General features: G+C 69.0%; 19 protein-coding genes. 8 read left to right on the forward strand and 11 right to left on the reverse strand.

Features of this window, described 5'->3' with window-relative positions:
• Positions 1-25: 25 nt before the first annotated feature.
• The gene (locus D8S75_RS01710) at positions 26-1,828 is read right to left on the reverse strand and encodes a monovalent cation:proton antiporter-2 (CPA2) family protein (RefSeq protein WP_119964197.1); all 1,803 of its coding nucleotides are present in this window, start codon (positions 1,826-1,828) and stop codon (positions 26-28) included.
• Entirely contained in the window at positions 1,818-3,188 is a 1,371-nt protein-coding gene (locus D8S75_RS01715; RefSeq protein ID WP_119964198.1) for an AmpG family muropeptide MFS transporter, read from the reverse strand. Before D8S75_RS01715 ends, D8S75_RS01710 begins: the two co-directional genes overlap by 11 nt.
• A gap of 33 nt (positions 3,189-3,221) precedes the next feature.
• Here D8S75_RS01715 and D8S75_RS01720 point away from each other — a divergent pair, with 33 nt between their 5' ends.
• The gene (locus D8S75_RS01720) at positions 3,222-4,070 is read left to right on the forward strand and encodes a M48 family metallopeptidase (protein WP_119964199.1); all 849 of its coding nucleotides are present in this window, start codon (positions 3,222-3,224) and stop codon (positions 4,068-4,070) included.
• A gap of 67 nt (positions 4,071-4,137) precedes the next feature.
• On the opposite strand, the gene D8S75_RS01725 is transcribed toward D8S75_RS01720, so the two are convergent.
• Both D8S75_RS01725 and D8S75_RS01730 read right to left on the reverse strand, forming a co-directional pair.
• Entirely contained in the window at positions 4,138-4,776 is a 639-nt protein-coding gene (locus tag D8S75_RS01725) for an MBL fold metallo-hydrolase (RefSeq protein WP_119964200.1), read from the reverse strand.
• A 27-nt stretch (positions 4,777-4,803) separates the two neighbouring features.
• Positions 4,804-5,721 carry an EamA family transporter gene (locus D8S75_RS01730; protein WP_119964201.1) on the reverse strand — a complete coding sequence of 306 codons (918 nt, stop codon included), beginning with the start codon at positions 5,719-5,721 and terminating at the stop codon, positions 4,804-4,806.
• Between the two features lie 73 nt (positions 5,722-5,794).
• On the opposite strand from D8S75_RS01730, the gene D8S75_RS01735 reads away from it, so the two are divergent.
• Positions 5,795-6,292 (forward strand): Lrp/AsnC family transcriptional regulator, encoded by a 498-nt coding sequence (locus tag D8S75_RS01735; RefSeq protein WP_119964202.1) that lies wholly within the window; start codon positions 5,795-5,797, stop codon positions 6,290-6,292.
• 17 nt (positions 6,293-6,309) lie between these two features.
• On the opposite strand, the gene D8S75_RS01740 is transcribed toward D8S75_RS01735, so the two are convergent.
• Both D8S75_RS01740 and D8S75_RS01745 read right to left on the reverse strand, forming a co-directional pair.
• Complete coding sequence (locus D8S75_RS01740) at positions 6,310-8,265, reverse strand: GspE/PulE family protein (RefSeq protein WP_119964203.1); 1,956 nt, start codon at positions 8,263-8,265, stop codon at positions 6,310-6,312.
• A 3-nt stretch (positions 8,266-8,268) separates the two neighbouring features.
• Positions 8,269-9,072 (reverse strand): exodeoxyribonuclease III, encoded by an 804-nt coding sequence (locus tag D8S75_RS01745; RefSeq protein ID WP_119964204.1) that lies wholly within the window; start codon positions 9,070-9,072, stop codon positions 8,269-8,271.
• Positions 9,073-9,082: 10 nt separating this feature from the next.
• On the opposite strand from D8S75_RS01745, the gene pyrE reads away from it, so the two are divergent.
• Together pyrE and D8S75_RS01755 are read left to right on the forward strand one after the other, a co-directional pair.
• Positions 9,083-9,781 carry an orotate phosphoribosyltransferase gene (gene pyrE, locus D8S75_RS01750; RefSeq protein WP_119964380.1) on the forward strand — a complete coding sequence of 233 codons (699 nt, stop codon included), beginning with the start codon at positions 9,083-9,085 and terminating at the stop codon, positions 9,779-9,781.
• Between the two features lie 13 nt (positions 9,782-9,794).
• Positions 9,795-10,463: a DUF4124 domain-containing protein gene (locus tag D8S75_RS01755; protein ID WP_370807244.1), complete on the forward strand. Its 669-nt coding sequence runs from the start codon at positions 9,795-9,797 to the stop codon at positions 10,461-10,463.
• A gap of 33 nt (positions 10,464-10,496) precedes the next feature.
• On the opposite strand, the gene gatB is transcribed toward D8S75_RS01755, so the two are convergent.
• The 3 genes from gatB to gatC all read right to left on the reverse strand — a co-directional run bounded on the left by gatB (position 10,497) and on the right by gatC (position 13,853).
• Positions 10,497-11,945 carry an Asp-tRNA(Asn)/Glu-tRNA(Gln) amidotransferase subunit GatB gene (gene gatB, locus D8S75_RS01760; protein WP_119964206.1) on the reverse strand — a complete coding sequence of 483 codons (1,449 nt, stop codon included), beginning with the start codon at positions 11,943-11,945 and terminating at the stop codon, positions 10,497-10,499.
• Between the two features lie 113 nt (positions 11,946-12,058).
• Positions 12,059-13,546, reverse strand: coding sequence for an Asp-tRNA(Asn)/Glu-tRNA(Gln) amidotransferase subunit GatA (gene gatA, locus D8S75_RS01765; protein WP_119964207.1), 1,488 nt, complete (start codon positions 13,544-13,546; stop codon positions 12,059-12,061).
• Between the two features lie 7 nt (positions 13,547-13,553).
• A complete protein-coding gene (gene gatC / locus D8S75_RS01770; RefSeq protein ID WP_119964208.1) occupies positions 13,554-13,853 on the reverse strand; it encodes an Asp-tRNA(Asn)/Glu-tRNA(Gln) amidotransferase subunit GatC in 300 nt (99 codons plus the stop codon).
• A 204-nt stretch (positions 13,854-14,057) separates the two neighbouring features.
• Here gatC and D8S75_RS01775 point away from each other — a divergent pair, with 204 nt between their 5' ends.
• From D8S75_RS01775 to mrdA, 4 genes are read left to right on the forward strand one after another with little or no spacing between them, the layout of a single operon-like run.
• Positions 14,058-15,101, forward strand: a complete 1,044-nt coding sequence (locus D8S75_RS01775) for a rod shape-determining protein (protein ID WP_119964209.1) — start codon at positions 14,058-14,060, stop codon at positions 15,099-15,101.
• 40 nt (positions 15,102-15,141) lie between these two features.
• Entirely contained in the window at positions 15,142-16,065 is a 924-nt protein-coding gene (mreC, locus tag D8S75_RS01780; RefSeq protein ID WP_119964210.1) for a rod shape-determining protein MreC, read from the forward strand.
• Positions 16,066-16,111: 46 nt separating this feature from the next.
• Positions 16,112-16,627: a rod shape-determining protein MreD gene (mreD, locus tag D8S75_RS01785; RefSeq protein ID WP_119964211.1), complete on the forward strand. Its 516-nt coding sequence runs from the start codon at positions 16,112-16,114 to the stop codon at positions 16,625-16,627.
• A 13-nt stretch (positions 16,628-16,640) separates the two neighbouring features.
• Positions 16,641-18,584: a penicillin-binding protein 2 gene (gene mrdA, locus D8S75_RS01790; protein ID WP_119964212.1), complete on the forward strand. Its 1,944-nt coding sequence runs from the start codon at positions 16,641-16,643 to the stop codon at positions 18,582-18,584.
• A 22-nt stretch (positions 18,585-18,606) separates the two neighbouring features.
• On the opposite strand, the gene D8S75_RS01795 is transcribed toward mrdA, so the two are convergent.
• Together D8S75_RS01795 and D8S75_RS01800 are read right to left on the reverse strand one after the other, a co-directional pair.
• Entirely contained in the window at positions 18,607-19,497 is an 891-nt protein-coding gene (locus tag D8S75_RS01795; RefSeq protein ID WP_119964213.1) for a DMT family transporter, read from the reverse strand.
• Positions 19,498-19,555: 58 nt separating this feature from the next.
• On the reverse strand, positions 19,556-20,842 hold the full coding sequence (locus tag D8S75_RS01800; RefSeq protein ID WP_119964214.1) for a DcaP family trimeric outer membrane transporter: 1,287 nt from the start codon (positions 20,840-20,842) through the stop codon (positions 19,556-19,558).
• Positions 20,843-20,865 lie beyond the last annotated feature (23 nt).

The raw sequence follows: 20,865 nt of genomic DNA on the forward strand, positions 1-20,865 counted from the left end.
GCGCTTTCTGATATTGCCCTGGAGGCTATTTTTCTGATGAATCAGGGCTTGGAGGCGCCGGGGGGGCGGCAGGGTTTTTGGCGTTGCCCAGGATCAGCGCGCGCCCCGCGAACAGGTCGCCGTTGACTTCCAGCGCCAGGCGCTCGGTGTCGCGGCGGCGGATCTCGGCCGTGATGGCATCGGCCTCGTCGGGCGTGGCGCCCAGCGCCAGGCTGGCGGCACGGCCCAGTGCCATGCCGGACTCGAAGGTCTCGCGGATCTGGAAATCGGTCCCTGCCTTGAGCAGTTCCACCGCGTGCCGCCGGTCGTAGGCGCGCACCAGCATGCGCGCGTGCGGGCAGGCCCGCTTGGCGTGCTCGACGATGCGCGTGGTGGCGTCCTTGTCGTCGATGCACACCAGGATGGCGCGCGCATGGTGCGCGCCGGCGGCGTGCAGCACGTCGGCGCGCGTGCCGTCGCCATAGAACACCTTGAAGCCGAACTCGGTGGCGTCGCGCGTCACCTGCGGGTCGTTGTCGATGATGGTGATCTCCAGCCCCTGCGCGAGCACATGCTGGCTGGCGACCTGGCCGAAACGCCCGAAGCCGATCAGGAGCACGCTGCCGCGCTCGTCCCGTGGCGCCTCGGTGCCTTCGAGCGAGGCCTGCGCGCGCGGCCCCCAGCGTTTCAAGGCCAGCACCGCCAGCGGCGTGAGCGCCATCGACAGCACGACGATGGCCGTCATGTTGGCGTTCACGCCGGGGTCGATGACGCGCGCGGCCAGGGCCGCAGCGAACAGCACGAAGGCGAACTCGCCGCCCTGTGCCATCAGCACGGCGCGGTCCAGCGCGTCGGCGTGGCTGCTGCGGGCCAGGCGCGCGACAAAGTAGATGCACAGCGCCTTCACCGCCATCATGGTCAGCACCCCCGCGACGATGAGCGGCGCGTTGCGCGCCACCTGCGCCAGGTCGAGCGACATGCCCACGCCGAGGAAAAACAGGCCCAGCAGCAGGCCACGGAAGGGCTCGATGTCGGCTTCGAGCTGGTGGCGAAAGCTCGATTCGGACAGCAGCACCCCGGCCAGGAAGGCGCCCAGCGCCATCGACAGGCCGCCCAGCTGCATCAGCAGCGCCGCGCCCAGCACCACCAGCAGCGCGGCGGCGGTCATCACCTCGCGCGCCTTGGCGCGCGCCAGGAGGCGGAACATCGGGTTGAGCAGCCACAGGCCCGCCGCCACCAGCGCCGCGAGCGCCCCAGCCGCCACGGCCGCGCCCAGCCAGCGCGCGCCCGCCGTGGCCGGCGTGGCGCCCGAGGCATCGGGCGGCGCGATGAAGGCCACCAGGGCCAGCAGCGGCACGATGAGCAGATCCTCGAACAGCAGGATGGCCGTGATGCGCTGGCCACGGGGCGTGGCGATGTCGCCGCGCTCGCCCAGCAACTGCATCACGATGGCGGTGGAGGTGAGCACGAAACCCATCGCGCTGACGAAGGACACCGCCAGGCTGAAGCCGAAGGCCAGCCCCACGCCGGTGAGCAGCAGCCCGCACGCCACCACCTGCAGGCTGCCCAGGCCGAAGATGGCGCGGCGCAGGTTCCACAGGTGCGAGGGCCGCATCTCCAGCCCGATGAGGAAGAGGAACATCACCACGCCCAGCTCGGCCGTGTGCAGGATGGCCTGCGGATCGGTGAACAGGCGCAGGCCGAACGGGCCGATGGCCAGGCCCGCCGCCAGGTAGCCCAGCACCGCGCCCAGGCCCAGGCGCTTGAACAGCGGCACGGCCACCACGGCCGCGCCGAGCAGGGTGACGACCTTGACCAGTTCGGTGGCGGTGGCGGCTTCAACGGCCATCGGAGGCCCCTGTGGTGGGGGGCGGGGCCTGCACGCGCGCGGCCAGCGCCACCAGCAGCAGCACCGGCAGGCCCAGCAGCGCGGTGGAAACAAAGAACTGCGCGTAGCCGAAGGTGTTCACATAGTCCCCCGAGAAGCCCGCGATGAACTTGGGCAGCAGCAGCATCATGGAGCTGAACAGCGCGTACTGCGTGGCCGAATAGCTCACGTTGGTCAGGCTCGACAGGTAGGCGATGAACGCGGCCGAGGCGATGCCGCCCGCCAGGTTGTCGGCCGACACCACGGCGATCAGCGCCGTCACGTCGTGCCCGTGCCCGGCCAGCCAGGCGAACAGCAGGTTGGTGCCGCAGCTCAGCAGCGCGCCCAGCATGAGGATGCGCATGACGCCCAGGCGCATCGACAGCACCCCGCCCACGAAGGCGCCCACCAGCGTCATGATGACGCCGTACACCTTGGTCACGGCCGCCACCTCGTCCTTGGTGAAGCCCATGTCCACGTAGAACGGGTTGGCCATGATGCCCATCACCACGTCGCTGATGCGGTAGACCGCGATCAGCGCCAGGATCAGCGCCGCGTGCCAGCCGTAGCGGCGCAGGAAGTCGGCGAAGGGTTCGACCACCGCGCCGCTCAGCCATTCGGCGGCATCCTTGGCCGGGGGCAGGGCGACGGGGCGCGGCTCGCGCGAGAACAGCACGGTGACGATGCCCACCGCCATCGAGGCGGCCATCACCAGGTAGGCCGCTTGCCAGGCGCCGTTTTGGTAGGTCGCCGCGCCCAGCGCCGGCGTGGCCTCGGCCCGCGCGGCGATCCACAGCACGCCCGCGCCGGCCCAGATCATGGCCAGGCGGTAGCCCGTCTGGTAGGCGGCGGCCAGCGCGGCCTGGCGGCCGGTGTCGGCCGATTCGATGCGGAAGGCGTCGAGCGCGATGTCCTGCGTGGCCGAACCGAAGGCCACCACCAGCGCGCACCAGACGATGGGGCCGAGGGCCTGGCGCGGATCGGCCAGCGCCATGCCCACCAGCCCCGCGACGATGGCCGCCTGCGACAGCAGCAGCCAGCCGCGCCGCCGCCCCAGCCAGCGCGTGAGCAGCGGCAGCGGCAGGCGGTCCACCAGCGGCGCCCAGGCCCACTTGAAGCCGTAGGCCAGGCCCACCCAGCTCAGGTAACCGATGGTGCCGCGGTCGATGCCCGCCTCGCGCAGGCGAAAGCTCAGCGTGCCCAGCACCAGCAAAAGCGGCAGGCCGGCGGCGAAACCTAGCGTGAGCATGCGCAGGCTGGCGGGTTCGAGGTAGACGCGTAGCGTCTGCAGCCAGGTGGCGCGGGGTGCCGTGGCGGCGGTGGTCGGGGCGTTGTCTGGCATGGGCGCGCGGGAGTTTTTGTCTATTATTCCTGCATGTGCCTGTTCTGCCCTGCCCCCATCGCCGCGCCATCGTCCCCCTGGCATGCCCGCCGGGCCTTCCTGCTCGCGGCCGGCGCGGGCATGGCCGCGCCAGCGCTGGCCCAGGTCGATGTGGGCTCGGCCTCGGGCATGCGCCGCCTGGTGCCGGCCGAAACGCTGGAAACCTCGGCCGTGCAGCAGTACAGCCAACTGCTGGCACAGGCGCGCGCCCAGCGCGCGCTGGCGCCGGCCGGCCACCCGCAGCTCGTGCGCCTGCACGCCATCGCGCGGCGGATCATCCCGCACACCGCGCCGTGGAACGAGCGCGCGCGCCACTGGCGTTGGGAGGTGAACCTGATCGGCAGCAAGCAGATCAACGCCTTCTGCATGCCGGGCGGCAAGATCGCCTTCTACACCGGCATCCTGGAGCAGCTCCAGCTCACCGATGACGAGGTGGCCATGGTCATGGGCCACGAGATGGCGCACGCCCTGCGCGAGCATGCGCGCGAGCGCATCGCCAAGACGCAGGCCACCAACCTGGGCCTGCGCCTGGGCTCGCAACTGCTGGGTCTGGGGGATCTGGGGAATCTGGCCGCCAGCCTGGGCGGGCAGCTGCTGACGCTGAAGTTCAGCCGGGGCGACGAGAGCGACGCCGATCTCGTGGGCCTGGAACTGGCCGCGCGCGCGGGCTACGAACCCAGCGCCGCCGTGAGCCTGTGGCGCAAGATGGGCCAGGCCACCGGCGGCAAGGAGGGGCTGGCCTTCCTCTCCACCCACCCCAGCGGCCCCGACCGCATCCGCGAGCTGCAGCAGAACGTGCCCAAGGTGCAGGGCCTGTACGAAGCGGCCCGGCAGAATGGCTGAATGCTATTGAATTAGTAGCTGCCGGCGCTTGACCCACGGGCGCTAGAGGCCCAAAACCCTTGAAATATCAGGTTCCACCCACGTAGGGGTTGCTCTGGCGTTCGCGCCCGAAGCTGCTCTCGGGCCCGTGCCCGGGAATGAACACCGTCTGGTCGCCCATGGGCCACAGGCGCTGGGTGATGCTGTCGATGAGCTGCCCGTGGTTGCCCTGCGGGAAATCGGTGCGGCCGATGCTGCCGGCGAACAGCACGTCGCCGACGAAGGCGCGGTCGATCTGCGGCGCGTGGAACACCACATGGCCCGGCGTGTGGCCCGGGCAGTGGCGCACCTGCAGGGTTTCGTCGCCGATCTGCACCTGGTCGCCGTCGTGCAGCCAGCGCGTGGGCGTGAACAGCTGCGCGGGAGGAAAGCCGAACATCGCGCTCTGCTGCGGCAGGCCGTCGATCCAGAACTGGTCGCCCGGGTGCGGCCCGACGATGGGCAGTTGCAGCCGCTCGGCCAGCTCGCCCGTGCCGCCGGCATGGTCGATGTGGGCGTGCGTGAGCCAGATCTGGCCGAGCGTGAGACCCAGGCGCTGGACCTCGGCCAGCAGCAGGTCGAGGTCGCCGCCCGGGTCGATGACGGCGGCCTGGCCGGTGGCATCGCACCAGACGATGGAGCTGTTTTGCTGGAAGGGCGTGACGGGGACGGTGAGGTAGCGCAGCATGGGGCGGAAAGCTGGGTTGCAGGATGATCAGGGCGCAAGTGTAGGCGCGGAGGCGCCGCTGTCGGTGCCGCCGCGCCGGTCCGCGCGGCGTGCGGTCCGCGCCGAGGCCGCGCAGCCCACCGAGGCCATCACGATGAGCCCGATGGCCGCCCACTGCGTGATGCTCAGGCGCTCGTCCAGCAGCCCCAGCGCCAGCACGGCCGCCACGGCCGGCTCCATGCTGATCATGATGCCGAAGGCCTGCGGCGGCAGGCGCTTGAGCGCCACCATCTCCAGCGAGATCGGCACCGCGCTGGAGATGGCGGCCACGCCCAGCCCCACCGCCAGAACAGGCCAGGACCACAGCGCCATGCCGGCATGCGCCAGCCCCACGGGCAGCACCACCAGCGCCGCCACCGTCAGGCCCAGCGACACCGACAGGCCCGCGTGCAGGTGCCCGACCCGCTTGCCGAACAGGATGTAGGTCGCCCAGCACACGGCCGCCACCAGCGAGTACGCCACGCCCAGGGGGTCCAGCGTGCTCACGTCGTGCCCCAGGGGCAGCAGCAGGCCCAGTCCGGCCACGGCCAGCAGCACCCAGACGAAGTCCAGCGCCCGGCGCGACGACAGCACGGCCACCGCCAGCGGCCCGGCGAACTCGATGGCCACGGCCACGCCGAAGGGCAGGGTCTGCAGCGACAGGTAGAAGGTCAGGTTCATCAGCCCGAGCGCCGCGCCGTAGCAGGCGATGGCGCGCAGGTCGCCGCGCGTGAGGCGCCAGCGCCAGGGGCGCCACAGCAGCAGGAGCAGCAGCGCCGAGAAGCCCACGCGCACGGCCGTGGTGCCCTCCGCGCCGACCAGCGGAAACAGGGTGTGCTTGGCCCACGAGGTACCCAGGCCCAGGAAGGTGACCGAGCCGAAGATGGCCAGCAGCGGAATGAAGGAGGAGGCGCGAGAGGACGACATGTGGAAAATATATTGCGCTATCCCTGTGATTCCTGCTCTATTTCCAGACCTGTAACGCAACTTTCGCTCGCCCATGCCCGCCGCCGATCCCCTGAAGCTCGACGCCTTCGACCTCGCCATCCTCGACCTCCTGCAGCGCGACAACACCGTGCCGCAGCGCGAGATCGCGCAGGCGGTGCACCTGTCGGCTCCGGCCGTGCAGCGGCGCATCCGGCGCTTGCGCGAGAGCGGCGTGGTGCGTGCCGAGGCGGCCCAGCTCGACGCCAGCCTGCTGGGGCGCCCGCTCACGCTGCTGGTGGAGGTGCATGTGCACGACGAACACCCGCTGCGCACTGCGGGCCTGCGCCAGCGTATCGCGGACGAACCGGCGGTGCAGCAGTGCTACGCCATCACCGGCGAGGCGGACTACCTGCTGGTCATCACCGCCTCCACCATGGCGGACTACGAGGCGCTGACCGGGCGCCTGTTTGGCGGCGACGACAACGTGCGGCGCTTTCGCACGTCGGTCGCGCTGGGCTGCCTCAAGGTGGGGCTGCAGGTGCCGCTGGACCGCTGCGGCCCGACCGCGTAGCGCGCTTGGCGCGCGGCTCAGAGGTTGGTCGCGCCGAGCACCTCGGACATGTCGGTCAGGCCCTGCAGCACCTTCTCGATGCCGTCCTGGCGCAGCGTGAGCATGCCGGCCTCAAGCGCCGACAGGCGCAGTTCGGAGGCCGGGGCGCGGTGGCGGATGTGGTGGCGGATGGCTTCGTCGCTGATCATCAGCTCGTGGATGCCCATGCGCCCGCGGTAGCCGTGCCCGTCGCATTCCTTGCAGCCCTGGCGGCGCCAGAGCTGCAGCTCGCCCGTGCCGCCACCGTAGTTCTTGCGCCAGCGTTCCACCAGGGCGGATCGCCCTTCGGCGGTGTTGCCCGTGCCGCTGGCGAGGTACTGCGAGGCCATGCTCTGCAGGGTTTCGCCGTCGGCCGGAACGGCCTCGCGGCAGGCCGTGCACAGGCGCCGCACCAGGCGCTGCGCGAGGATGGCGAGCAGCGAATCGGAGAAGTTGAACGGATCGAGGCCGATCTCCAGCAGCCGCGCGATGCTCTCGGGCGCCGAGTTGGTGTGCAGGGTGGAGAGCACGAGGTGGCCGGTGAGCGAGGCCTCGATGGCGATGCGCGCGGTTTCCTCGTCGCGCATCTCTCCGATCATGATCACGTCGGGGTCGGCGCGCAGGAAGGTGCGCATGGCGGCGGCGAAGGTCCAGCCGATGCGCGGGTTCACCTGCACCTGGCGCAGCCCGCTCTGGGTGATTTCGATCGGGTCCTCGGCCGTCCAGATCTTGCGGCCGGCGGTGTTGATGTCGCGGATCACCGAGTGCAGCGAGGTGGTCTTGCCGCAGCCCGTGGGGCCCACCACGAGGATCAGGCCGTAGGTCTTCTTCATGATCTCGCGCATGGCCAGCAGGTTGGCGGGGCTCAACCCGATGGCATCCAGCGGCAAGGGCTTGGCGCCGGCCAGCAGGCGCAGCACCACGTCTTCGAGGCCGCGCGAGGTGGGCACGGTGACCACGCGCAGCTCCACGGGCGGGCCGCCGAAGCGCGAGAAGTCGATCTTGCCGTCCTGGGGCTTGCGGTGCTCGGAAATGTCCATGCTGGCCATGACCTTGATGCGCGCCACCAGGGCGAAGCGAAAGCGCGCCGGCAGCTCCAGGTAGGGCGTCAGGTCGCCGTCGATGCGCAGGCGGATGCGCACGTTCTGCGGCGCGGGTTCGGTCTCGATGTGGATGTCGGACGCATGCTGGTTGATGGCCTCGTCGATGACGGAATTGATCAGCCGCACCAACGTGTTGTCGGACTCGCTCACCACATCGGCTTCCGCCGAGTCGTATTCGGTGGCGGTGCTGTTGAGGTTCTGCACCAGCTCCTGCGAGGAGGCCCGCGCGGAGCCCTGCATGCGGCTGCCATTGCCGTTGCCGGAGGCGCCATTGCCCCGCTTGGGCGACTTGGACTGGTCGCCAGTGTGGATGCTGTAGGCCCGGGAGATGGCGGGCCCCAGGCTGCCCGGCGCCGCCTGCATGGGGATCAGGCGGCGCTGCGTCAGGAAGCGCAGTTCGTCGAGCAGCACCCGGTCGAAGGGGTCGGCCATGAGCAGCACCAGCGAGTCCTCGCGCGTCAGCAGCGGCAGCACGGACTCGCGCTCGGCCACGGTACGCGGCACCAGGGCCAGCGCCGGCGCCTCGGGTACGAGGTGTGCTGGATCGACCATGTATTCGCCCAGCCAGGTGGAGATGACCTGCCGCAGCTGGTCCTGCGTCAGGTCGTGCTGCTCGACCAGGATCTGGCCGATGGGGCGGTCACGCCCCTTGTCCCGTTCCAGCCGCTGCATCTGCAGGCTGCTGGCGAGCGCGGATGGCGTGATCAGCCCCGCGTGCAGCAGGGCCTCGCCCAGGTGGCGTGCCTTGCCGATGACCGGGTGCGGCGTGGTGAGCAGCTTCCACAGGGCCTCTGTGCTGTCCGGCTGGATGCACTCGGGCAGCGACAGGTCCTGATCGGTGGGGGCGGTCATGGGTTAAAGCGTGAAGTCGTAATCCACGGTGATGGGTGCATGGTCGGAGAATTTCTCTCCTTTGTAAATGTGCTCCGCGCGGGCCAGGGCCGCCAGTGCCGGCGTGGCCAGGTGGTAATCCAGACGCCACCCCACATTGTTGGCGTAGGCCTGCCCCCGGTTGCTCCACCAGGTGTAGGCGGTGTCGGTGGTGTCGGGCCGCAGCCGGCGGTACACGTCCACCAGGCCGCCGCCCGGATCGGTTGTGTGCAACACTTTTGTCATCCAGGCGCGCTCTTCGGGCAGGAAGCCGCTGTTCTTCTGGTTGCTGCGCCAGTTCTTCAGGTCGATCTGCTGGTGCGCGATGTTGACGTCGCCGCACAGGATGAACTCGCGCTGGCCCTTGGCCTGCATGAGGTGGGGGTGGAAGGCGTCGAGGAAGCGGAATTTCGCCTGCTGGCGATCCTCGCCCGACGAGCCGCTGGGGAAGTAGGCGCTGATGATCGAGAGCTTGCGCGCCGGGGTGTCGAAGCGCAGCTCCAGGTAGCGCCCTTCGGCATCGAATTCCTCCGAGCCGAAGCCCGCGATCACCTCGCTGGGCTCGTGCCGGGTGTAGATGCCGACGCCGGAATAGCCCTTCTTCTGGGCGAAGTGGAAATGGCCCTGCAGTCCGGCCAGCCGCTCGAAGCGGCCCGCGATATCGGCCGCCTGGGCCTTGACTTCCTGCACGCAAATACAATCCGGCGCGGTGGCGGCGATCCACGGCTCCACGCCCTTGCTGGTGGCGGAGCGGATACCGTTGAGGTTGAGGCTGGTTAACTTGAACAAGGAATTTCCCATGGTGGATGTTGGCGCGCAAACCGGGGCGGGGGGCGATCTGGCGCAGGATTTCGTGCGTTTCGCGGTGGAATCCGGTGTCTTGCGGTTTGGTGAATTCAAGACCAAGGCCGGCCGGCTGAGCCCCTATTTCTTCAACGCCGGCTTGTTCGATGATGGCGCCAAGATGGGCCGTCTCGCGGAATTCTATGCAAAAGCCCTGCTGGCCAGTGGCATTGAATTCGACATGGTGTTCGGCCCGGCCTACAAGGGCATTCCGCTGGCCGCGACCGTGGCCGTGGAGCTGGCGCGGCTGGGCCGCAACGTGCCCTTTGCCTACAACCGCAAGGAGGCCAAGGACCATGGCGAGGGCGGCACCCTGGTGGGCGCGCCGCTCCAGGGGCGCGTGCTCATCGTGGACGACGTGATGTCGGCCGGCACGGCGGCGCGCGAGTCCATCGCCCTCATCCGGGCCGCGGGCGCCACGCCCCATGCCGTGGCCATCGCACTGGACCGGCAGGAGAAAGCCACCGAGAATGGGCAGGATGTGGCGCACAGCGCCGTGCAGTACGTGCGCAACCAGCTCGGACTCCAGGTCTGTGCCATTGCCACGTTGGCAGACTTATTGCAGTATCTGTCCCGTAGTGGGGGCACGGACATGGCGGCCCACCGCGATCGGGTGCTGGCCTACCGCCAGCGTTATGGCGTCGAGGAAGGATGACACCTTGAAAAGCATGGCGTGGAGGATGGGTGCGGGCAGCGTGCTGGCCAGCCTGTGCATGGCCGTGGCCGCCCAGAACACCCCGGGCACCACCAGCATTTACTCCTGCGTGGACAGCCAGGGGCGCAAGCTCACCTCGGACCGGCCCATCCGCGAGTGCATCGACCGCGAACAACGGGAACTGAGCCCTTCGGGGACCGTGCGCCGCGTCATCGGCCCCACCCTCACGGCCCAGGAGCGCGCGGCCCAGGAGGCCCAGCGCCGCAAGGAACAGGAGGAGCAGGCACGCCTGGCCGAGGAGCGCCGGCGCGAGCGTGTCTTGCTGGCGCGCTACCCCGACAAGGCGGCGCACGATGCCGAGCGCGCCAACACCATCGCCCAGGTGGACGAGGTGGCGGCCACGGCCGCCAAGCGCATCGTCGACCTGCAGGCCCGGCGCAAGACGCTGGACCAGGAAATGGAGTTCTACCGCAAGGACCCGGCCAAGGCCCCCATGACGCTGCGCCGGCAACTGGCCGAGAACGACGAGGAGGTGCTGGAGCAGAAGCGCTTCATCGCCGGGCAGGACCAGGAAAAGCGCCGCATCCACCAGCGTTTCGACGAGGAACTGGCGCAACTGCGACGCCTGTGGGCCAGCCAGGGCGCCGTGCCGCACGTGCCCGGCATCGACCCCACCCGCTGACAGGCGCCGGCCGCGCCCGCCAGCGCACGTTTCTTAGGCGCCCAGGCGGGCGCGCAGCAGGTCGGTGGCCTGCTGGGGATTGGCCTTGCCCTTGCTGGCCTTCATGACCTGGCCCACCAGGGCGTTGAACGCCTTGTCCTTGCCGGCCTTGAACTGCGCCACGTTGTCGGGGTTGGCGGCGATCACCTCGTCGACGATCTTCTCCAGCGCACCGCTGTCGTTCATCTGCTTGAGGCCCTTGGCCTCGATGACGGCGTCCACATCGCTGGCTTCGCCGGTCCACAGCGCGTCGAACACCTGCTTGGCGGCGTTGTTGCTGATGGTGCCATCAGCGATGCGCTGGACCAGCGCCGCGAGCTGCTGCGCGGACACGGGGGCCTGCTCGATGCCGATCTCGCCCGTGTTCAGGCGGCGTGACACCTCGCCCATGATCCAGTTGCTGGCCAGCTTGGCCTGGCCGCTGGCCCGGGCGGCGGCTTCGAAATAGGCCGCCATGGCCTTGCTCTGCGTGAGCGTGGTCGCGTCGTACTCGGGCAGGCCGTAGTCCTGCACGAAGCGCGCGGCCATGGCGCGGGGCAGCTCGGTCATCTGCGCGCGCGTGCTCTCCACCCACTCGGGCGCGATCACCAGCGGCGGCAGGTCCGGGTCGGGGAAGTAGCGGTAGTCGGCCGCGTCTTCCTTGGTGCGCATGGCGCGCGTCTCGCCCGTGTCGGGGTTGAACAGCACGGTGGCCTGCTCGATCGCGCGGCCGTCCTCCAGCTCCTCGATCTGCCAGCGGATCTCGTAGTCGATCGCCTGCTGCATGAATTTGAAGCTGTTGAGGTTCTTGATCTCGCGGCGCGTGCCCAGCGGCTGGCCGGGCTTGCGCACCGAGACGTTGGCGTCGCAACGGAACGAGCCCTCCTGCATGTTGCCGTCGCAGATGCCGATCCAGGTGACGATCTTGTGCAGCTCCTTGGCGTAGGCCACGGCCTCCTCGGTGGAACGCATGTCCGGCTCGGTGACGATCTCCAGCAGCGGCGTGCCCGCGCGGTTGAGGTCGATGCCGCTCATGCCGTGGAATTCCTCGTGCAGCGACTTGCCGGCGTCTTCCTCCAGGTGGGCGCGCACCAAGCGCACGGTCTTTTGCTCGTCGCCGAGGAAGAAGCTCACCTCGCCGCCCTGCACCACCGGGATCTCGAACTGGCTGATCTGGTAGCCCTTGGGCAGGTCGGGGTAGAAGTAGTTCTTGCGCGCGAAGATGCTCTTGGGCGCGATGTGCGAGCCCAGGGCCAGGCCCAGCTTGATCGCGCAGGCCACGGCCTCGCGGTTCATCACGGGCAGGGTGCCGGGCAGGGCCAGGTCCACGGCGCAGGCCTGGGTGTTGGGCTCGGCGCCGAAGGCGGTGCTGGCGCGGCTGAAGATCTTGCTGTGCGTGGCCAGCTGGGTGTGGGTCTCGAAGCCGATGACGACTTCGTAACCGTGGATCAGTTTCGCAGACATGGGTAGCTGTCCTTGGCTATCAAAAAGAGGAGCTGCTGGCGCTTGATTGGTAATGCTTTCAGCATGATTTGGTGCTGAATTACCCGTTCATAAAGCGCAAGCAGCTATGGTTTTTAGAGCGGACTGCGCAGGTGGAAGTCCGTCGCCTGCTGCAGGCGGTGCGCCGCATTGAGCAGGCGCGCCTCGCTGAAATAGTTACCGATGAGCTGCAGGCCCACCGGCATGCCGCCTTCGCCAAAGCCGGCGGGCACGCTCATGCCGGGCAGGCCGGCCAGCGAGCCCGGCAGCGTGAAGATGTCGGCCAGGTAGTCGGCCAGCGGGTCGCTGCCGTGCTCGCCGAGCTTCCAGGCCACGGTGGGCGCCACCGGGCCGGCGATCAGGTCGCAGTCCTTGAAGGCGTTCTGGAAGTCGTCGGCGATCATGCGGCGGATCTTCTGCGCCTGCAGGTAGTAGGCGTCGTAGTAGCCGTGCGAGAGCACGTAGGCGCCGATCATGATGCGGCGCTTGACCTCGTCGCCGAAGCCTTCGGCGCGCGTCTTCTTGTACATGTCGAGCAGGTCGCCGTAGTCCTTGGCGCGGTGGCCGAACTTCACGCCGTCGAAGCGCGAGAGGTTGGACGAGGCCTCGGCCGGGGCGATGATGTAGTACACCGGGATCGACAGCTCGGTGCGCGGCAGGCTGATGGGCACCAGCTTCGCGCCGAGCTTTTCGTATTCCTTCAGCGCGCCATCCACGGCGGCGCGCACGTCGGGGGCCAGGCCCTCGCCGAAGAACTCGGCCGGGATGCCGATGCGCAGGCCGTCGAGCGAGTCGTTCAGCGAGCGGCTGAAGTCTTCCGCCGGCACGTCCAGCGAGGTCGAGTCGCGGTCCGGGTCGGGGCCGCACATGGCCGAGAGCAGCAGCGCGCAGTCCTCGGCCGAGCGGGCCATGGGGCCGGCCTGGTCGAGGCTGGAGGCGAAGGCGATCATGCCGTAGCGGCTGGCGCGGCCGTAGGTCGGCTTGATGCCGGTGATGCCGCAGAACGAGGCCGGCTGGCGGATGGAGCCGCCGGTGTCGGTGCCGGTGGCGGCGGGCGCCAGGCGCGCGGCCACGGCCACGGCGCTGCCACCCGAGGAACCGCCGGGGATGCGGCTCTGGTCCCAGGGGTTGCGCACCGGGGCGGGGGCGTCGAAGCCCACCGGGGCCACGGCCGAGTTCTCGTTGGCCGAGCCCATGGCGAACTCGTCGCAGTTGAGCTTGCCCAGGCTCACGGCGCCGGCCTGGGCCAGGCGCGTGACCACGGTGGCATCGAACGGCGACTGGTAGCCGGCCAGCATCTTCGAGCCAGCGGTGCTGGGGAAGTCGCGCGTGACGAAGATGTCCTTGTGCGCCAGCGGCACGCCTTCCAGGGCGCCGGCCGTGCCTGCGGCAAGGCGCGCGTCGGCGGCGCGGGCCTGGGCCAGCGTCGCGTCCTCGTTCAGGGCCACGTAGGCGCCCAGGTGTTGGTGGGCCTGGGCGCGGGCGAGGAAATGCCGGGCGGCTTCGACGGCGGAAACGCGGCGCTGGCGCAGTTCGGTGGCGAGCTGGGCCACGCCCAGGTCGTGCAATGCGGTTTGGGTCATGCGGGGCTCACTCGATCACTTTGGGAACCAGGAACAGGCCGCGCTCGACGGCCGGCGCGCTCTTCTGGTTGGCTTCGCGCTGGTCGGGCTCGCTGGCCACGTCGTCGCGCAGGCGCAGGGCGATGTCCTGGATGGCGGCGACCGGGTGCGCCAGGGGCTCGATGCCCGCGGTATCCACAGCGCGCATCTTCTCCACGATGTCGAAAAAGCCGTTCAATTGCGTGAGCATGCGCTCACTTTCGTTGGGGCTGAGTTCAAGCCGCGCCAGATGGGCGATGCGGCCGATGTCCTGGGATGTCAGTGCCATAGGGGGTCTTAGCCTCGGAAACCGGATGTAAAGCTCGGGATGCGGGCATTCCGGGGGGAGTTATTCACAGGGGATGCGGTATTATCCCGCCTTTGCCGCAACACACCGCAATTGGCAGGATGTTGTGCGCAAAAGAGCCAGTTTAGATGCCACAAACCGGCGATGGCAGGCCGAAGCGCATGCCGTGCCCGAGAGGATTTTTGAATGTTCGGAGCTTTCCGTCGGTACTTCTCCACCGATCTCGCCATTGACCTTGGCACCGCCAACACCCTGATCTTCGCCCGCGACAAGGGGCTCGTGCTCGACGAGCCCTCGGTCGTGGCGATCCGCCATGAAAGCGGCCCGCATGGCAAGAAGGTCATCCAGGCCGTGGGCCGCGAGGCCAAGGCCATGCTGGGCAAGGTGCCCGGCAACATCGAGGCCATCCGCCCGATGAAGGACGGCGTGATCGCCGACTTCGTCATCACCGAGCAGATGATCAAGCAGTTCATCAAGATGGTGCACCCGCGCACCCTGCTCACGCCCAGCCCGCGCATCATCATCTGCGTGCCCTGCGGCTCCACCCAGGTCGAGCGCCGCGCCATCAAGGACGCGGCCGAGGCGGCCGGCGCCACGGCCGTCTACCTCATCGAGGAACCCATGGCTGCCGGTATCGGCGCGGGCCTGCCGGTCAGCGAGGCCAGCGGCTCCATGGTGGTGGACATCGGCGGCGGCACCACCGAGGTGGGCGTGATCTCGCTCGGCGGCATGGTCTACAAGGGCAGCGTGCGCGTGGGCGGCGACAAGTTCGACGAGGCCATCATCAGCTACATCCGCCGCAACTACGGCATGCTGATCGGCGAGCCCACGGCCGAAGCCATCAAGAAGCAGATCGGCAGCGCCTTCCCGGGCTCCGAGGTGCGCGAAATGGAAGTGCGCGGCCGCAACCTCAGCGAAGGCGTGCCGCGCAGCTTCACCATCTCCAGCAACGAAGTGCTGGAAGCCCTGACCGAGCCGCTCAACCAGATCGTCTCGGCCGTCAAGAACGCGCTGGAGCAGACGCCGCCCGAACTCGGCGCCGACATCGCCGAGCGCGGCATGATGCTGACCGGCGGCGGCGCCCTGCTGCGCGACCTGGACCGCCTGCTGGCCGAGGAAACCGGCCTGCCAGTGCTCGTCGCCGAAGACCCGCTGACCTGCGTGGTGCGCGGCTGCGGCATCGCGCTGGAGCGCATGGACCGCGCGGGCAGTATCTTCACCAGCGAGTAAGGGCGCCAGGACCCGCCCCCGCAGGTCCCGCCCTAGAACCATGCCGCTTGGAACCCTGGACCGCAGCGCCCCCTCCTTTTTCAGGCAGGGGCCGTCGGCCCTTTCCCAGCTCGTCCTGTACAGCGCCTTGGCGCTGTTTTTGATGGTGGCCGACGCGCGCTTTCGCGTCACGGACCCGCTGCGCAAGGCCGTGGCCACGGTGCTGTACCCGGCCCAGTGGCTCATGCTCAAGCCGGTCGAGCTGGCCGGCCATGGCGCCGGCTACTTCCAGTCCCTGCAGACCGCGCGCCAGGAGACCGACCAGGCGCGCAAGCAGTTGGCCCTGATGTCGCAGCGCGCCAACCAGGGCGACCAGTTGGCGCAGGAGAACGACCGCCTGCGCCAGTTGCTGGGCCTGCGCGAGCGCCTGCAGGTGCCTGCCCAGGTGGCGCAGATCCTCTACGACACCGCCGATCCCTATTCGCGCCGCGTGGTGGTGGACCAGGGCCAGAACGCCGGCGTGGTGCTGGGCTCGCCCGTGCTCGACGGTGCCGGCATCCTGGGGCAGGTGACGCGGGTCTATCCCTTCGTGAGCGAGATCACCCTGCTCATCGACCGCGAGCAGACCATTCCCGTGCTCAACCTGCGCACCGGCGCGCGCGGCGTGGCCTATGGCGATCCGGTGGCCAGCCACGGCGGCGGCATGGAGCTGCGCTTCGTCTCGGCCAATGCCGATGTGCAGGAGGGCGACCTGCTCACCACCAGCGGCCTGGACGGCGTGTACCCGCCGGGCCTGCCGGTGGCGCGCGTGGTGCGCGTGGAGCGCCGCGCCGACTCGGCCTTCGCGCGCATCTATTGCGATCCGGTGGCGGCCATCCAGAGCGCGCGCCACGTCATGTTGCTGCAGCCCGTGGCCGGCCAGCTGCCGCAAAAGCCGGAGCCGGTGGCGGCCGAGCCCGTGATCCGCAAGAAAGGCCGCAAATGAAGGTCTGCAGCAAGCTGGGCAGGCAGCCCGAAGGCGGAGGACGAGCATGATCATGCCGCGTGGGCAGCAGCTGCTGCTGCCCGTCAACCCGGTGTTCATCGGCGCCAGCCTGGTGGCTGCGCTGGCCTTCAACATGCTGCCGCTCGGGCGCGTGGCCTGGACGCCGGACGTGCTGGTGCTGCTGCTCGCGTTCTGGGGCGTTCACCAGCCCTTGCGCGTGGGCATGGGCCTGGCGTTTGCGCTGGGGCTGTGCATGGACGTGCAGCAATCGGCCCTGCTCGGCCAGCACGCGCTGGCCTACACCGTGCTGATGTATGGCACGCGCATGACGCACCGGCGCGTGCTTTGGTTCCGGCCGTGGTCGCAGGCGCTGCAGATGATCGGGCTGTTCGCGCTCGCCCACGCGGTGCAGGTGGTGATCGGCCTGTTCTCGGGGGGCGGGCTGCCGGGGCTCGGCGTGGTCGTGGCACCGCTGCTGGAGGCCCTGCTCTGGCCGCTGGCCAGCTGGGTGCTGTTGGCGCCGCAGCGGCGCGCGCCCGACCACAACGAGAACCGCCCCTGATGGGCTGGCTGCCATGACCGAATTGCGCAATGTCGAGGCCGATGCGCGGCGCTTCCGCGTGCGGATCGTCGTCGTCGGCGCCGTGGTGTTCCTCGCGTTCGCCCTGTTGCTGGCGCGCCTGGTCTTCCTGCAGGTCCTGCGGCACGAGGACCTGGCCGAGCAGGCCGAGAGCAACCGCACGGCCGTCGTGCCCATCGTGCCCAACCGTGGGCTCATCCTGGACCGCAACGGCGTGGTGCTGGCCACGAACTATGCCGCCTACACGCTGGAGATCACGCCCTCCAAGGTGGACAGCCTGGAGGAAACCATCGAGGCGCTGGCGCAGGTGGTGGACATCCAGCAGCGCGACCGGCGCCGCTTCAAGCGCCTCATGGACGAGTCGCGCGGCTTCGCCTCGCTGCCCATCCGCACGCGGCTGACGGACCAGGAGGTGGCCCGCTTCACCGCGCAGCGCTTCCGTTTCCCCGGCGTGGAGGTGAAGGCGCGGTTGTTCCGCAACTATCCGCTGGGCGAGACGGCCAGCCACGCCATCGGCTACATCGGGCGCATCAACCAGGCCGAGAAGGCGCGCATCCAGGACTCGGAGGACGAGGCCAACTACCGCGGCACCGAATACATCGGCAAGCTCGGCATTGAGCAGAGCTTCGAGGCGCAGCTCCACGGCATCACGGGCGTCGAGCAGATGGAGACGTCCGCCGGCGGGCGCGCCGTGCGCCGGCTCGACAGCTTCCCGGCCACGCCGGGGCAGACGGTGATGCTGACGCTGGACATCAAGCTGCAGAAGCTCATCGAGGAGCTGTACGGCGAGCGGCGCGGCGCGCTCGTGGCGCTCGATCCGCGCAATGGCCAGGTGCTGGCGCTGGTGAGCAAGCCCACGTTCGACCCCAACCTGTTCGTCGAGGGCATCGATGTCGAGAACTGGACGGCGCTCAACGAGTCGCTCGACAAGCCGCTGCTGAATCGGGCATTGCGCGGCACCTATCCTCCGGGCTCGACCTACAAGCCTTTCATGGGCCTGGGCGCGCTGGAAACCGGCAAGCGCACGCCCCAGTCCATCACGCAGGACAACGGTTCCTGGACCTTCGGCGGCCACACCTTCCGCAGCCATGGCGACCATGGCCTGGGCGCGGTGGACATGCACCGCAGCATCGTGCAGTCGAGCAACGTCTACTACTACCAGCTGGCCAACGACATGGGCGTGGATGCCATGCACGATTTCATGAAACCGCTGGGCTTTGGCCAGATCACGGGCATCGACCTCAACGGCGAGGTGCGTGGCGTGCTGCCCAGCCAGGCCTGGAAGCGCAATGCCTACCGCCGCCCCGAGCAGAAGAAGTGGTATGCGGGCGAAACCATTTCGCTGGGCATCGGCCAGGGCTACAACAACTTCACCATGCTGCAACTGGCGCAGGCCACGGCCACGCTGGCCAATGGCGGGGTGCAGCACCGCCCGCACCTGGGCATGGCCACGATCGACGCGGTGACGCGGGAGCCGCATCCGCTGGAGCCGGCGCCTGCCGTGGATCTGGGCTTCAAGCCCTCCAATGTCGAGGTGATCAAGCGCGCCATGGTGGCCGTCACACAGGGCGGCACCTCGACGCGCGTCTTCGCCGGAGCCCGCTACCTGTCGGGCGGCAAGACGGGCACGGCCCAGGCCGTGACCATCGGGCAGAAGGACAAGTACAACGCGGCCAAGATGGAAGAGCACCAGCGCGACCACGCGCTCTACATCGCCTTCGCGCCCGCCGATGCGCCGCGCATCGCCATCGCGGCCATCGTCGAGAACGCCGGCTTCGGCGCGGCCCATGCGGCACCCATCGTGCGGCGCGTGTTCGATTACTGGCTGCTGGGTGAATACCCCAGCGAGGAAGACATCGCAGCCGTGCGCAAGGGCCAGGCCGCCGCGCCCATCGGCAAGCCGCGCCCGGTGGACGAGGTGCCGCTGGCCCTGCCTTGAACCGTGGGCCTCGGGGGGCGGCTCAGTCGGATGCGCCGACGCCGGCCGCTGGCTGGACCTGGCTGAACACCAGGGCGGCGATCACCAGGCTGGCGCCCGTGAGGCCGGCCCAGCCCAGGCTTTCGCCGAGCAGGAACCAGGCGGTCAGCGCGGCGAATACCGGTTCCAGTCCGAAGATGATGGCGCTGCGCATGGCATCGACCCGCTGCTGTCCCCAGGCCTGCAGTGTCACCACAACCACGCTGGCCAGCAACCCCAGGTAGAGCAGCGCGGCCCAGGCCGGACTGCCCAGCGCACCCATGGACTGCATCCAGGACATGCCGCTGTCGCGTGTCAGCAGCAGCAGCGTGGAGGCCAGGCACATCATGGCGGCCTGCGCCGCCGCCATGCGCGTTGCGCGCAGCGGCGCCGCCTGGTTGCGGCGCGTGCATTCTTCCAGGGCGAGGATGTAGATGGCGTAGAACACCGTGCTGGCCAGCGTCAGCGTATCGCCGAGGTTCCAGGGCTCGTTCTCGTGGAACATCAGCGCCATGCCGGCGCAGGCCAGGGCGCAGGCAGCCCACAGCCGCCAGCCGTAACGCCGCCCGAGCGCCAGCATGGCGATCAGGGGCACCACCAGCACGTTGAGCCCGGTGACGAAGGCGTTGCGGTTGCTGCTGGTGCGTGCCAGCCCTTCGATCTGCAGCCAGAACGCCAGGAACAGCAGCAGCCCGAGCGCGCAGCCCCAGAGCCGTTCGCCACGGCGCATGCCCCACCACAGCGGGCCCAGCACCAGCAGGGCGATGGCGAAGCGCAGCCAGATGATCTGCAGGGCATCGAGCTGCACCGACAGCAGTTTCATGGCGGGAAACGTGGTCCCCCACACCATGGTGACCACCAGCAGGGCCAGCAGGCCGAAACGTTCAGGACGCATCAAAGAAAAAAGCCGACCGGTTTCCCGGTCAGCTTGGGTTGGCGATCCGGGGAGGGGATCAGTTGAAGATGTAACGGGCCTGGAGGTTCAGGCGCGTCATGTTGCCCTTGTCGCCGCCAAAGGTGACGCGGCGGCCGCCCAGCAGTTCGCCGCCGAGTTCGACGTTCTTGATGGGCGTGTAGTACAGGCCGGCGTGCCATTGGAACAGCTTGAGGTTGCCGTTGGCGCCGTAGGCGTTCACGTAGTCGTCACCCAGCGTGTTGCGCGAACGCACCCAGGCCATGGACAGGGTGCCGCGCAGCTTTTCGCTGAACACGTTGCCCAGGCCCAGCACCACGCCTTGGGCACGGTCCAGGCGCAGGCGGGTGCCATCGACCACGGGGTAGTTGGCGCCCACGAGGTAGGCGCCGTCGTTGTCGCCATCCACCAGGGTGTATTGCGCCATCAGGGTGGTGGTGCCGGTGATCTTGTAGGCGCCCGACAGGCCGAAGCCCATGCCACGCTTGCTCACGCCGCCCATGCGCTGCTCGTGCGACAGGGCGCGGACGCTCAGGCTGCCCCAGTCGTAGGCCTTGTCGATGCGGGCCACGAGGTTGGGCGAGTGCGCGCCGTCCGAGGGGTCTTCCACGGCGAACTGGAACTTCGCCAGGTTGGGGTTGTTGTAGGTGTAGCGCGCTTGCACGGGGCGGCGGAAGGTGGCGCCGGGCGGGCCGTTGAAGTCCACCGTCTCGGGCAGGTTGTCGATGTCCATGAAGGTCGACCAGGTCTGGCCGATCAGCCAGCCGGCGTACTCGCCGTAGGCGTGGCGCAGGCGCAGGCGGTTGCGGTTGCATTCGGAGCCGCAGTAGCCGTAGAAGTCGGCCTCGATCTTGGTGTTGAACGCGCCGTTGGCCAGCGGGGTGGAGGTCTCGAAGCCGAAGCGCGAGGTCTGGCCCGTCAGCACGGTCTTGCCATGGTCGCTGCTGCCCAGGGGCTGTTCGGCCAGGTTGGAGAAGTTGTCGCCGGGGGCCGTGCCCTTGAAGTCCTTGATGAGGTTGGCTTCGGCGAAGCCGTACACGCGGATCGAGGTCTCGCTGCCGGGCAGGCGGAAGCTTCCAGGGATGTCGCCCAGCACCACGGCGTCCTTCTGCTTGAGCTCCACGGCGTCGATGCGGTCGTTCCAGGCCGAGGCCGATGCGGCGGGGGCCTGGGCCTGCTGTGCCTTGAGCTGGGTGAGTTCGGCACGCAAGGCCTTGAGCTCGTTGCGCAGTTCTTCAAAATCCTTGGCGGACTGGGCCAGGGCGCCCGGGGGCAGGCTGCACAGGCCGGCGGCCAGCAGGGTCACGAATGCGGGGGTCAGTTTCATGGTCACTCCGTTGGTTTTTTGGG

The sequence above is a fragment of the Simplicispira lacusdiani genome (genome assembly GCF_003604195.1).
GTDB classification, from domain to species: Bacteria; Pseudomonadota; Gammaproteobacteria; order Burkholderiales; family Burkholderiaceae_C; genus Simplicispira; species Simplicispira lacusdiani.